Origin of the sequence: Flagellimonas lutaonensis, assembly GCF_000963865.1 — a bacterium.
Classification (GTDB): Bacteria; Bacteroidota; Bacteroidia; order Flavobacteriales; family Flavobacteriaceae; genus Flagellimonas_A; species Flagellimonas_A lutaonensis.
Map to the genome: position 1 here is coordinate 714,315 of NZ_CP011071.1, position 13,948 is coordinate 728,262.

Sequence of the window (13,948 nt, forward strand, 5' to 3'; positions counted from 1 at the left end):
CAATGGAAAAGTATCGAGAACAAGGTTTTCTGTACTTAAAATTCTATTCTCGATGCAATCCGCCTTGGACGAATCACTCGAAATGACAAATTTTCATCAAAATGCACCAAGAATTTATAAGTTATTGACCATCCACGTAATCCTTTAGATAGGCGAAGTTCTTGGTCAAACTTCCATTTTTGGTCATGCGGGCCCTCTCTAATATTCCATCTTTATCGCCATTGAAAAAAGCAGGAATCACGTGTTTTGAAAAAGATTCCCCAAAACCGATACTGGCATCCCTGGGCAACTCGGTGGGCAAGTTGTCCACCGCCATTACCGCAATCGCCTCTGGGTGCTTGAAATCAATTTCTTTCTCGGTCTGTGGATGGTACCCATAAATGGGATCTGCAATGGTCGAAGGTCTAATGGTCGTGGCCACGGGGCCATCGATATCACAGCTGATATCGGCCACCACTTTTATCTTAAAATCAGGATGTTTTACATCTTCACGGGTATAGAGAAAAGGTGCACCATCGCCATAAAAATGCCCGGCAATGAAGAAGTCGGTCACCTTGGCGAACCTGAAAAAATCAGAACGGTATTCTGATGGATTTGCAAAAAAATCGGCTTTGCTGCCCCGAACCCCATCTTTGCGCTTGTTGTACTCAGAGGCATCGATCTGGCAATATACCGGCTCATCAAAGGTCTGGTTCAAATATGCATCGACATTTACTTTTTTAAGGTTCATGGCATCGAGCATTTCCTTGGCCCCACCCCCAACCCGGCCCTTGCCGGTCAACAGTATCTTGATGTTCGGTAATTTGACCTTTTGAAGTTCAGCGATCAAGGCTTGTTGGTCTTTCAGGGTCTCGGCCTTGGGCAGATGAAAAAGGTCGAATTTGAGTCCGTAGGCACGTATGCCATTATAGGCCCCCACGATGCCCGCATAGCGCCCAAAGGCCACCAATCGTTTACCGTTGGCATCTGTAATGACCTCATGGTCATACAGTTCAATGTTCTTTTCAAGAATGGCCCGCAACAAATCGCGATTGTAGGGCTGTTTTTTTATGGTATGTGAGAAGAAGAAATATTTTTTATTGGGGATGAGGGCTTTTATCGGCACTTCCTTGACACCCAACAACACATCGCATTCATGCATTTTGTCGGCCACCTCAAAACCAAGGTCCCGGTATTCTTGGTCAGCAAACACGCGAAGGGGCGAGGGTTCTATTATGATTTGGGCCTTAGGATATTTTTCTGTGACAATCTGGCAGATCTTTGGCGGCAGAACCACCCGTCTGTCAGGAGGGTTCTTGCGCTCTCGAATGATTCCGAATCTCATATGTAGGTTTGGTATAATTCTTGCCTAATTTACATGGATCGGCAGGGATGCACAAACTTTTTATTGCTAGACGGATAAATAGTATCTTTGCCGCCCGCCCGTAGCAGTAGGGAGGCGGACCACCGCGTTAGGGATAGAGGCGGGTACCCTGCCTGCGGCAGGCAGGCTTGTACAGCCGATAGCCCGGTCACTGACAATGGCAAGGCCATTTCAGGGAAACGCCCAAGTAACAGTTCTTTGATAATAAAATGAGAATATGTTTTAGGCCCTTCGACGATGTTTATAATGAACATGGCCGAAGTACTCAGGGCATAATTCGACTACGTAAATCACAGATTTACTGTCTCATTATGGGGCCGACTGGTTTTGACAGCAAGACCAATGGTTATGTAAGCATGCCGAGCTATGGGAATGATGCTCGTAAATTCAATATCCCAACCTTTTAAATGGCGAGTCTAACTACGCTTTAGCTGCCTAATTGACTGAATTACAGTAAGTCATGGCCTAGTCCCGCAAGGCGGGAAAGCTAAATGCCCCCTAGTAGCCCTTGTTGACGGCGACTAATATCGGGGCACCATAAAAGTCAACACCGGACTTTCGTAGCTTCGGCGGAAGTCTCAAATCAAAGAAGCTAAGTGCACAATGGGCGGTCTCTGGTCAGTTGTGCATCGAAAACCGAACAGGGACTAAGCATGTAGAAAGCATGGCGATTGCTTGTTTGGACGAGGGTTCGAATCCCTCCGGCTCCACTTTTTAGATATCATTCTAAACCAGAAACCCTGTAATATCATGATATACAGGGTTTTTATGAAAAGTAAAAGCTCCCCATCATTTCTGCACGGGGAGCTTTATTATAACTCAACCTATTTAAAAAAATTACCTGCTTATCAATTCTGGTCTGCTTGTGTCAGCTTCGGATTGGCATCAATCTCAGCCTGCGGAATCTTGAAGATCCAATCATCGTTCAGCGAGGGCCTCTCCACTTGGTACGCCTCTTGATATAGCACTTCTGATGCTCCTGAACCACCATCGGCGGCATGATCGATTCCTTCGTCCCACCGAATCTTATCGGTATATCCGAAGCCTTCGCCCCATAGTTCAACACGCCTTTGGAACTTGATTTGATCCATCATGGATTGTTGCGTGTTAAAGACGGTAACATCAAATGCGCTATCACGTGCTTCGCCCAACGGTCTTAAAGCTTCCTGTGCCCCGGCTATGTCACCCATCATGGCCTTTGCTTCGGCCTCTATCAAATACATTTCAGATGAACGCATATAGATGACATCATCTGGATCGATGGATCCAGGGTTTTTCTGCTTCAGCTTAAAGTGCATATAGGGGTGCGTATTGTGCCCAGAGACCAATCCGTACACACTTTTGATACTGTCTATGGCGGCGTTGAACTCTTCCTCGGTTGTATACAAAGGATTGGTGTTGTTTTCCCAGCCACCTTCCCCATTGGCAGCAGAACTGTTGGAATTGGGCGCATCGGGCAAAAACACTTGTTTTCTGTAGTCGGTATCTGGAATGGCATCTACCAGTCTTCGGTCGGCAATCTTTGGGTTGTTGCGTATCTGGCTTCCGTTGAAGGTGTTGCTTGCCAAATAAAAGTACGAACGGAAAAACGTGGTTTCGGCATCTATCACGTTGCTGCCCCAAATGACCTCTGAAAGACTGTTGGTATTGAACCCAGCAAGCCAATCTTCTTCACCCATCAACGGAAAACCTTGGCGTGCCTCTACTGCAGCATCAGCAGCTGTCTGCCAATCACCTTTTGATAGGGCCATTCTTGCCAAGAGACCATATGCCGTATTGATATTCAACTGCGATTTGGTCTCAGGGCCGCCACTTGGCCTGCCCGATCCATTTTCAAACGCAGCGATAGCAGCATTAAGATCGGTCTCTATCTGATCATAAATTTCTTGCACCGTCGACCGTGGCTCACTGGTAAAGGGCGACTCTGAGGAAAACAACAAAGGTACCCCAGGGTCTGATGATGGGTTGCCGATCAAATAGCCCCTGGCATAATGCTGCACCAATGAAAGGTAGGCATACGCCCTATAGGTATAGGCCTGCCCCAAAATCTCGAACAGCCCAGGTGATTCCGTCAAACTACCATCAGTGGCCTTATTAATGAGCAGGTTGGCATGCAGTATAATATTATAGCGGTGGTACCATAAAAGCTCACAGGTCAATGAGGTCTGATCGGTATGTGAGTTCCATTGCATCTCGGTACGCCATCCCAAATTGTTGGCATTCGCCGAATGGATCAGCTCCCCCGCCAAGTTATCGCCCAAAGGCACCCAATAATGGTTGTTGGCCCTTTGGGTATTGCCACCAGGAAAAATGGTCTGAGATTGTGAGTACAGGCCACGATGCACCCCGTTCAACACTAGTTGCATGTTCTCTTCATTGGCCAGTGCATCGGCAGCAGAAATGGCATCTGTTGGCCTCGTTTCAAGAAAATCTTCTTCGCACGACGTTATTGCAATCCCCAGGATCACGAACAACATAAATTTTATCTTTCTTATCATAATCTTAGTTTTTTAAAATGCTACATTCAATCCAACAGAAATAATCTTGGGCGGACCAAAGTCGTTGCCATTTGGCGTTCCCTCCAACTCGAACTGCGGGTTCAGACCGTTTCGCTTACTATTGGTGTAAAGGTTTTCAGCGGTCACTGAAATCCTCAGGTTATCAAGGCCAAGCTTTTCGGCTATGGTACTCTCAAAGGTATACCCTAAATTAACGTTTCTGAGTGCCCAGAACGAGGCATCGGTCAAGAAACGGTCAGATGCCGTTCTCACCAAATTCGGGTTTCCGTTCTCCAACCTAGGCACATTGGTAACATCACCGGGTTGTCTCCAAGCGTTCAATATATCAGGATGGAACGAGCTTCCGTAGTTTCCACTGTGCATCATGGCCGCATATCCAAAATCCAAAATCTTGCCCCCAATGCCATAATTGATCAAAAAGTCCAAGGTAAACCCTTTGTAGCTTAAACTATTGGCAACCGAGCCAAGTAAATCTGGTATAGAGCTATCTCCCGTATAGGCCCGTTCAGTATCCTGCCAATCATTGGTGGTCGCTATCTCGCCACTGGCATCACGCACGGGAACACTGTTTCCGTCTTCATCCAACTCATATTGCAGAAATAATTGGTCGCCCGTAGCGGGATCTACACCAGCGGTTCTAAGTATGAAGAAATCAAATCGCGACCGGCCTTCTGCCCAACGCTGTTCATCATCGATGAAGGGAGCCGGGAGACTGGTAATCTCGTTCTTAAAGGTAGAGCCCTGCAAAGTGAGGTCCCACCTAAAGTCGCCCGTGTTGATCAAGTGGGTCGTCAAAGAGACTTCCCAGCCCGAGTTGAACATATCGCCAACATTTACCGGTACCTCGTTCAGGCCATTGCTCGGTGCAATGGGCAAGAGGTACAACAGGTCAGAGGAGTTACGTTTGTAGTACTCCACAGACCCTTCTAAAAAGTTATTGAACAATGCAAACTCAAGTGCCACATCAAAATTTTCGATGGTTTCCCATTGCAGTTCTGAATTGCCTATATCGGTAAATATGATAGCGGGATCGCCAGCATTGGAAGTAATGGAAAACCTAGGTTGTGACAGGAAGAAATCTCCTAGATCATCATTTCCGACCTCACCGTACGAAGCCCGTAGTTTCAGCCGGTTGATGACCGAAGAGTTTCGCAAGAAATCTTCTTGGTCGATACGCCAAGAGCCCCCCACTGAGTAAAAGGTGCCCCATCTTGTCTCCCTGTCGAAAACCGATGATCCATCTCGCCTGATCGAACCGCTGATATAATACTTGTTGTCAAAGTTGTAATTGAGCCTTGAAAAATACCCCTCAATACTTTTTCTGGTCGATGACCCGCCTAGAGAAACGATATTGGAAAAGTTGTCCAATTCAAAAATTCCGTTGGCCGCCTGGATGGTCTTTAGACCATCGATGTCAGAAAAGGTTCTGTCAAAGCTTTCATGGCCCAATGTAAGGTCTAGGTTGTGGTTGCCAAAACTTTTTCGGTACGTCAGAATCTGGTTGAAGTTCTCCACCTGTCTTCTAAAACGTTCATCGCTGAAACGACCATCTGGCTGGGCATCGCCGATTACAGCATTCTCATACTCTTTTTCAACCCCATCGTTGATATCCCTACCATAGTTCAACCTAAAGTTGAGGCCATCCAATATCTCCCAATCGGCAAAAAAACGGAAACCATAGGTGTTGTTATTATCCCGTTCATCGTTCAACAACAACTCTTGTAGCGCATGGCGCCCTTGGCTTATGGGTCTAGATCCTATGTTGTACTCGGGAAATCCTTCCCCGTTGTCAAAGACAGGGTCCCCGAAGACGTCCCGCACAATGTTCCCTTCAAGATCGTTCACAAAAACTGGGTAGATCGAACCTATGTTCTTGGCAAAACCAAAAGGGTTCACAATACTGCCCGTCCCGGCCGAACTTGGAGCGGTAAATTCTTCAATGGTAACATTGGCACTACCACCAATGGTAATTCTATCACTGACATCGAACTCTGCATTCAGTCTTGTGGTCAGACGCTCATACCCAGAAGTGATCACAAAACTCTCCTCATCCAAATAGGATGCCGAGAAAAACACCTTGTTGTTTTCACCACCCCCTGAAACGTTCACATTATAGTTTTTTCGTACACCCGTTCTCGACAAAAAGTCGTACCAGTCAAGACTTTGGTAGATAACCTGCGCATTAGGGTTCAACTGACCATTGACCCCCACAATCTGGTCGTTGGGCACATTAAATGGATTGTAGCCCAAATTGTCGTAGATGTTCGCAGAGGCAAAGGCAGGATCCCCTCCCCCGGCAGATGAGTTTTTCAATGCTTCCCACATGGTCTCATAATACTGACCCGGGGTTACCTCATCATAAAATTGCCATTGCGATGCCGACACCAAACCATATTGCATAGAGGCATTAACTTGGATACCGCCCCCTTTGGTGCCACTCTTTGTGGTTATGATCACCACACCGTTGGCGGCCCTTGAGCCGTATAATGATGTTGAAGCCGCATCTTTGAGGATTGTAAACGATTCTATGTCCTCTTGGTTAATAGTGTTCAGCGAGCCCTCGTACTGAACGCCGTCAACAATGAACAAAGGGTCTGTATCCCCGTTCAATGTGCCTACACCCCGAATAACGATACCCGGTGATGAGCCCGGCCCCTGGGCTGATGTAAATTGTACGCCCGTCGCCCGGCCCTCGATGGCCGCAATGGGCGAGGTCACGGTTCGTATCTCAAGGTCTTTGGCGCCCACCACACTTGCGGACCCTGTGAAAGCCTCTTTTGTCGAGGTACCGTATGCCGTTACTATTACCTCCTCCAACGCTTGGGCGTCTTCTTCAAGTGTCACATTAATGGTAGATTGTGCGCCAACGGTGACTTCTTTGGTTGTATAGCCCAAATACGAAAAAGAGAGCACTTGGCCTTCTGCAACGGAGATGGTGTAATTACCATCAAAATCCGTTTGAACCCCCGTGGTGGTCCCCTTTACAACCACGTTGGCCCCTGGCAGGGCAAGACCATTCTGATCTGTCACATTTCCAGTGACCGTTTTCTCTTGGGACTGGACTGTTGCAATGCATAAAAACATTGCGGCCAACACCCCAAACAGTTTTCCTACTTTCATAAAATCAAAGTTTAGTTAATGAATAATTAAGAATTAGTCAGGCAACTGAAGAAAGGAGGGCGGGAATTTGATCTAATGATAGCTAATTCAAATAATCAAAAACGAGAACAAAACCGAATGGGTAATATATATTGGCAAGGCCTCTCACCGCCCTACCTTAACAATTGCATAGCAAAGCAATTTAAAGAAGGGTTAAAAAGAGTACTTTTAAAACGGGAAGTAATGTCTGGTTGTAAGAATACAACGGGGATGACTCTTTTTAACACTTTAAAAAGCCAGTAAATAAAATGCCAAGCATAATTTATTGCGGCCATGCCGTGGTAGAAAAAGTTTCTTGCCTCGGGAAACAAAACTTCTAACTTTCAACAAAATGGCTCTTGGTGTCATCCAACTTCACAAATAAATAATCCCTAATTTTAGTACCCTTTTTAAAATCAGGGATTTTTGTACACTATCATCGACATAGAAACCACTGGAAATGGCATTAAGGGTAATAAAATCACCGAAATAGCCATTTTTAAGTTCGATGGCACAAAAGTGGTCGATGAGTTTACCTCTCTCGTGAACCCCGAATGCGAAATTCCTTATTTCATTACAGGTTTGACGGGCATAGACGACAATATGGTGCGCAACGCGCCCCTTTTTAAAGATATTGCCCATAAAATACTTGAAATGACCAAAGACTGTGTCTTTGTGGCCCATTCCGTGAATTTTGATTATGGGGTCATTAAAGAGGAATTTCGTCAAATAGGGGTCGATTTTATAAGAAAAAAGCTCTGTACCGTTCGTCTTGCAAGAAAATTGGTTCCTGGATTGAATTCTTATAGCTTGGGCAAACTGTGCTCTTCACTTCGCATACCCATTACCGACCGGCACCGGGCCCGGGGCGACGCCAAAGCAACGGTTGTTCTATTTAGATTATTGCTGCAGAAACCGATGGCACAACAGCTTGTTGGATCTTTTTTGAATGCTAGAAGTCAAGAAGCCACCTTGCCCCCCTTGGTCTCTAAAGAAATGGTCGACCACCTGCCCCAAAAACCTGGGATATATTATTTCAAGAACAATGCTGGGAACATCATCTATGTGGGCAAGGCCATCAATATCAAAAAACGGGTATTGGGCCATTTCTACGATAAAAGCAATAAAGAATCCCGTATGTGCAGGGAAATTGCATCCATCGATTATGAACTGTCTGGCAACGAGCTATTGGCATTGCTTATGGAGTCGGCGGCCATTAAAAGGCATTTTCCGCCGTACAACCGGGCCCAAAAACGATTTGCCAAGGCCTATGCCATATTCAGCTATGAAGACAGAAATGGATTGCAACATTTGGCATACAACACCCTTAAGAATGTTCATGAACCCATTCAGGTATTTTATAATCCTACCGATTGCCGTACATTTTTAAAGCAATTGTGCGATACCTTTTCACTATGCCCAAAATATTGTCATCTTCAGAATGGAAATGGTCTTTGCACGCATTGTGCCGACTCATGTGAAAAAACAGCATCAATTGACACCTATAACCAAAAGGTTGATAAAGCCATTTTGTCGAGCCGTCAGGGAAAGATTTCCTATCTAATCAAAGAAAAGGGACGTACCCCACAAGAAGATGCGCTCATAGCCGTGAAAGACGGCATTTATCAAGGGTATGCCTTTATTGATAGGGAAATGCCCATTAATTCGCTAGAAGACCTTGAGGCCCATATTATCAAGCAAAAGAACACTTTGGAAACCGAAAGTATCATTGGTGGCTATTTGATCCGGAAAGGACCGTCAAAAGTTCAACCGGTGCCAAAAATGCCTTTGGCCAACCCATCTTGACAACCAATAGCAGATTGTGCAGGTATACTTATTCGTTTAGCTTTCGGTACATTCTAATAACAAAGAACAACCAGACCATAAAAATTATCGCCACCACAATGGAGTATATCAGTATAAAATCCATTACTTACGGTACTTGAGGTAATTCATAAAACCCAATATGGTCGGTGCCCAAAATGCCACAAAAATGGCATCCATCTTTTTTCCCTGTAGGAAAAGAATTTCTGAGGTGATGATAATCGAAATAACGACCAATAGCATAATGCAGTTCATCAAACCTACTCTTTCAATAAATCTTCTAAGCATCAAGTATTACTTGTATTATTATCCCCCTAATGTAGAAATAATAGCGTTAAAAATTAAGAAAATATTGTGATTTCATTAACATTTCTCATGAATACATCAAGGTAAGAGTTTTACCTTGAACTTTCTTGGCTCTGATTGAACATAATCGAAGCCTTGGTGGAGTTTCTGTTGGGGTACGGCATAGGGGTAAAAAGTTATCGGCTCGATACATACCATATTGCGCACCTCGGTCCACAGCATAAAATGGCCGAAACCTTCGGTCTGAATTGTCAATTGCCTTTCATCTTCAAGAATGATTTTCTCACAATCATCAATCTGTAGGGCCCGGCTGCCCACTTCCAGTACTTCATCCAAAGAAATATATTTTTCAGCTGCCGATATGATAGGTTGGTCTGTATGGACCTTGAACGCCGGATGGTAGCCCAACATGAACGGCATGTCTTTTTCACCACCGATGGTAAAGGTGATTTCAAGACCTTGCTTACCAAGAAAAAAAGTCTTCACAAACTCAAAACTGTAGGGCCACATAAGCCACTGACGCCTTGATTTTTCGGGGAATTTTGAATTTTTAACAGGCGTGCCCGCAGTGTATTCCTTCTTGTAGGATACCGTTGTTTCAGATTGTGAAACTCGTGTATATTCCATTTCCCTCAAATGTCCGTGCTGGTCCAATATGGCATTGCCCCGTGGCACTTGAACGGCAAAGTTTGCTTCGTTCGTAGGCCCGATGATGGGAAACATCTCGGTATCGGCATTTCGCCAACCAGGACTCCCCTTTTGATGTATAAACTCATGTCCGCCGACTTGGTAGCTGATCAGTTCACCTTTATCGATGACCACCGACTGTTGGCCCAAGCGTAACGTTACCTTCTCACTCATTGATAAGCCTATAAATGAGGATGGCCGTTCTTTTTGTCAAATCTTCGATGGTTTTGAGATTGACTGTCTCTTCTGGGGTATGGGCCCCCGAGCCCATGGTGCCCAAACCGTCAAGGCAATCAACGTACGCTGCCACGAACGAAACATCGGCCGCACCCCTTCTGCCGGGGTCGTAGGGCAGTACTTGGCCCTGCCCCAGATCAAGACTCACTTGGTTCAGGCGCTCCAACAATTTTTTGTTGCCCGCTGTAGGTTCCATTGCAGGGTAGCTGTCGGTAAACGAAATCGAAGCTGAGGTCTTGGGAAGGTTTTGGGCCACGATTTCACGCATCTTTTCCCTTGCGCGTTCTTTCTGTTCTTCAGAAATAAAGCGGAGTCCGCCCCTTGCAATTGCCTTTTGCGCCACAACATTGCTCTTGCCAAATACTTCTCCCTTACTGGTCTTTTCATCAAAATCTACAAAAGTACCGCCCATTAATATTCCGGGGTTGAAGGTAAGCAGGTCGTCACCCTTTACATCGGTATAAAATTGGTGAAGGATCCTCGACATTTCAAAAATGGCCCCTGCTCCTACCCTATCACTGAACACCCCGGAGGAATGGGCGCGCTTGCCCCCTACTTCGAGTGCCCAGCCAGAGGCACCCCGTCTGGCAACCGTGGCATAATTGAAGCCTGTGGAAGTTTCAAAACCCAAGGCCACATCACTGCGCTTGGCAACTTCTACCAAGTCTTTTCTGCTAATTTCCAAGGGTTTTCCGGTGCTTTCCTCATCACCGGTAAAGGCCACAATAATTTGGGCGTCATCAAGCAATCCGTTTTCATGTAAGGCCTTAAGTGCATACAGTACAATAACATTGCCACCTTTCATATCGTTACCACCCGGGGCCTTTGCAATACTGTCGTTGATCCGCTCAAATTTTTGAAAAGGGCTATCTTCTTCGAATACCGTATCTAAATGGCCGATGAGCAACAACTTTTTTCCTTTGTTTCCCGTGGTCTCTGCAAACAAGTGGCCTGCTCGGTTCATTTCAAGCGGCATTTCTATCCATCGGGTCTCAAAATCGATACTTTCGAATGCCTCCCCGAATACCGAGCCCACTTTCTTGACCCCCTCTAGGTTGAGCGTGCCACTATTGATATTGACCACTTTTTCCAAAAATGCAATGGCCTCTTGGTTGTATTTTTCAACCGAAGCGATGATTTTCTTTTCCGTTCTTGAAAGTTTTTGTGCCGACAATGGCAGGATCAGGGCCACCGAACAGAACGTCAATAGAATTCGTCTCATAAAGTTATAGCCGTTTTATAAATTATTGATTTGTGTATCGAGCCATGTGAGCCTTTGGGCTAGCCAATCGCGAAGATAATTTACCTCTTCATCATACGAGTTGCCCACAAAATTATTGGGCCAAACATAAGAACCCAACACCGGCCAAGCAGTAAAATTGGCCTCTATTGCACCCGCTTTTTCGAGTTCGGCCAGATAGCCATCGATTCTTGCCTGAATGGCCGTATCGGCGAAGGCCCCCGACCGCAACATTAGCCAACGTTCTTTTAACTGGGCTACAAAAGTTGGATCCTTCATAAAACGATCCCACCAGAAAGGAACCAACCAAAAATCGTCGGGGCACCGCTCATTGAACTTATAGGCCCAAACATTGGTGTCGCCTCCATTGCAGTAGTTGGCATTGCCAAAGGCCAAATTGAAGTCCCAAATAGGGCCCATCTTCAATTTACCGTTCTTGTTTTTGTGCATGAAGGTACTCAACCGGTAGGCATCGACGTTGTTCGACAGTTCGTTCAATAGAAAGAAGTCTATAAAACTTGCAACGTCTATATAGGCCGTATACCCTGTATCGGGATCGGTAAAATCATCTGAGGCCAAAGCAGACTCAAAGTCTGCCACATATTGGGAAATATATGCTTTTTGGGCAACGGTGATATCTTCTGCATCTGGATATTCGTACAAAAAGTAAACTTCTTGACCCGCTGCAGCATTCTGCGGAGGATAGGCAGATACGAACGAATTGAGTTCATTGTACCCCTCGCCCAAATTATTGCCGGCCGTTTTATCAATCTTTAATATGTAGCCGCCTGTAAGGTCTTCGCCAGTATTTTCGTCATCATCCAGTTTGCTGATATCGATACGGGCGCCATCCCGCTTCAACTTTTCCATAAACACATACACGCCCTGGTAAACCCCATTGAGGGTCATATCAACAAAAAGACAACGACTGGCATAACGGTCTATATCACGGGAAAGGTCATATATCAATATATTGCGAAGCAACGATTTGTCACTGTAGGGACCATATAAAATCCAGTCTTCCTCTTCTGGAAAACCCAATAACGAGACATCGATGTCTTCGCCATTTTCATCCCATGTTTCAAGTCCGTATGATTTTTTGGGGAAGAGTGCCTGTGAAGAGGCGCCCCTAAACTCGATGCCTATATTTCCTTCATAAACTACATCGCCGGCCACTGTAATGGTGGTCTGGGAGCTTATCTTGGGCTCATCGACAATTGTTCCCCCCTGGGTGTCCACCATGAACTGTGGCAATTTATCCTGCAAAGCAATCGGATCGTCGGGCTCTTGCCCCACATCATCGTCTGTAAGCACTGGGTCATCACTATCGCATGCAAAAATCAGGATAAATACCGTCAAGAAAAGGAAACGAAACAGGAGGTTTTTTCGAAAAATGGGAGTTGCCATGTCGATATTTTAACCGACAAGATACCAAAATCTACTCGATGTAGCCCATCTCTCGCATCCAGTCATCATTGTACATTTTGGCCACGTAGCGACTGCCATGATCGTGAAAGAGCACTACCACCACATCGTCTTTGGTGAAGTGTTCTTTTAGCTGCAACACTCCCTTAATGGCAGCCCCGGCCGAGTTGCCCAAGAACATACCCTCTTCTTTTGCCAACCGTTGGGTATAGATGGCCGCATCTTTGTCGGTAACCTTTGTAAAACCGTCTATTATATCAAAGTTCACGTTCTTCGGAAGAATATCCTCCCCAATGCCTTCGGTAACATAAGGGTATATCTCATTCTCATCGAAAATGCCCGTCTCATGGTATTTTTTGAATACCGAACCATAGGTGTCAACACCCCAGACCTTGATTTCGGGATTTTGTTCCTTTAAATATTTTCCCACACCAGATATGGTGCCCCCGGTACCGACACCCACCACAAAATGGGTCACTTTGCCATCGGTCTGTCGCCATATTTCAGGGCCAGTGGTCAAGTAATGTGCCTTGGCATTGCTGGGGTTGTCATACTGGTTCACGTACCACGAATTCGGTATCTCTTCTGACAATCGTTTGGCGGTAGAATAATAGCTTCTCGGGTCGTCGGGTGCCACATCGGTCGGGCATACGTGTACCTCGCTGCCCACAGCTTTCAAAATGTCTATTTTTTCTTTGGACTGTTTATCACTGATCACACAGATAAGGCGATACCCCTTTACAATGGCGGCCAAGGCCAGCCCCATGCCCGTGTTGCCCGAAGTACCCTCGATAATGGTGCCGCCGGGCCTTAGCCTTCCATCGGCTTCCGCATCTTCGATCATTTGAAGGGCCATACGGTCTTTTACCGAATTGCCGGGGTTAAAGGTCTCGTATTTGGCCAAGACCATGCAGGGCAGTTCGGCCGTTAACTTGTTGAGTTTTACCAAGGGCGTATTGCCAATGGTCTCCAGAATGTTTTCAGCATATTCCATAATGGGTGCAAAAATAGAATTTCTGGTTTCGGGTTTAAAGGTTTTGGGTTTAAAGTTTCTTTGGTTTCTGGTTGCAGATCACAAACTTTTTTGTGACACGAAGTTCGCGAATTGCAACGAATAAATCATTTTAGAGGTAGTGTGCGATTTTATATTTGAACTGGCCGCTTGAACTTGATACTTTTAGCGTATATCAATTATTCCCCCCTTTGGGG

The 13,948-nt window shown here is 45.7% G+C and carries 9 protein-coding genes and 1 other RNA gene; 2 read left to right on the forward strand and 8 right to left on the reverse strand.

Annotated elements, in window-relative coordinates:
• Positions 1 to 121: 121 nt before the first annotated feature.
• On the reverse strand, positions 122 to 1,324 hold the full coding sequence (locus VC82_RS03445; RefSeq protein ID WP_045801130.1) for an NAD(P)-dependent oxidoreductase: 1,203 nt from the start codon (positions 1,322 to 1,324) through the stop codon (positions 122 to 124).
• Positions 1,325 to 1,676: 352 nt separating this feature from the next.
• On the opposite strand from VC82_RS03445, the gene ssrA reads away from it, so the two are divergent.
• Positions 1,677 to 2,076, forward strand: a transfer-messenger RNA (tmRNA) gene (gene ssrA / locus VC82_RS15375).
• Positions 2,077 to 2,211: 135 nt separating this feature from the next.
• On the opposite strand, the gene VC82_RS03450 is transcribed toward ssrA, so the two are convergent.
• Both VC82_RS03450 and VC82_RS03455 read right to left on the reverse strand, forming a co-directional pair.
• Positions 2,212 to 3,861: a RagB/SusD family nutrient uptake outer membrane protein gene (locus VC82_RS03450; RefSeq protein ID WP_045801131.1), complete on the reverse strand. Its 1,650-nt coding sequence runs from the start codon at positions 3,859 to 3,861 to the stop codon at positions 2,212 to 2,214.
• A 12-nt stretch (positions 3,862 to 3,873) separates the two neighbouring features.
• Positions 3,874 to 6,966 (reverse strand): SusC/RagA family TonB-linked outer membrane protein, encoded by a 3,093-nt coding sequence (locus tag VC82_RS03455; protein ID WP_045803227.1) that lies wholly within the window; start codon positions 6,964 to 6,966, stop codon positions 3,874 to 3,876.
• 480 nt (positions 6,967 to 7,446) lie between these two features.
• Here VC82_RS03455 and VC82_RS03465 point away from each other — a divergent pair, with 480 nt between their 5' ends.
• The gene (locus tag VC82_RS03465) at positions 7,447 to 8,826 is read left to right on the forward strand and encodes an exonuclease domain-containing protein (RefSeq protein WP_045801133.1); all 1,380 of its coding nucleotides are present in this window, start codon (positions 7,447 to 7,449) and stop codon (positions 8,824 to 8,826) included.
• Positions 8,827 to 8,949: 123 nt separating this feature from the next.
• Here the strand turns inward: VC82_RS03465 and VC82_RS03470 are convergent, their stop codons facing one another.
• The 5 genes from VC82_RS03470 to VC82_RS03490 form a co-directional block, all read right to left on the reverse strand.
• Positions 8,950 to 9,132 (reverse strand): hypothetical protein, encoded by a 183-nt coding sequence (locus VC82_RS03470; protein WP_045801134.1) that lies wholly within the window; start codon positions 9,130 to 9,132, stop codon positions 8,950 to 8,952.
• Positions 9,133 to 9,228: 96 nt separating this feature from the next.
• Positions 9,229 to 10,011 (reverse strand): aldose 1-epimerase, encoded by a 783-nt coding sequence (locus VC82_RS03475; protein ID WP_045801135.1) that lies wholly within the window; start codon positions 10,009 to 10,011, stop codon positions 9,229 to 9,231.
• A complete protein-coding gene (locus VC82_RS03480) occupies positions 10,004 to 11,296 on the reverse strand; it encodes a M20/M25/M40 family metallo-hydrolase (protein ID WP_045801136.1) in 1,293 nt (430 codons plus the stop codon). The genes VC82_RS03475 and VC82_RS03480 overlap by 8 nt, the downstream gene beginning before the upstream one ends.
• Before the next feature lie 15 nt (positions 11,297 to 11,311).
• Complete coding sequence (locus tag VC82_RS03485; protein WP_045801137.1) at positions 11,312 to 12,721, reverse strand: CotH kinase family protein; 1,410 nt, start codon at positions 12,719 to 12,721, stop codon at positions 11,312 to 11,314.
• 31 nt (positions 12,722 to 12,752) lie between these two features.
• Complete coding sequence (locus tag VC82_RS03490) at positions 12,753 to 13,733, reverse strand: PLP-dependent cysteine synthase family protein (RefSeq protein WP_045801138.1); 981 nt, start codon at positions 13,731 to 13,733, stop codon at positions 12,753 to 12,755.
• Between the last annotated feature and the right edge of the window lie 215 nt (positions 13,734 to 13,948).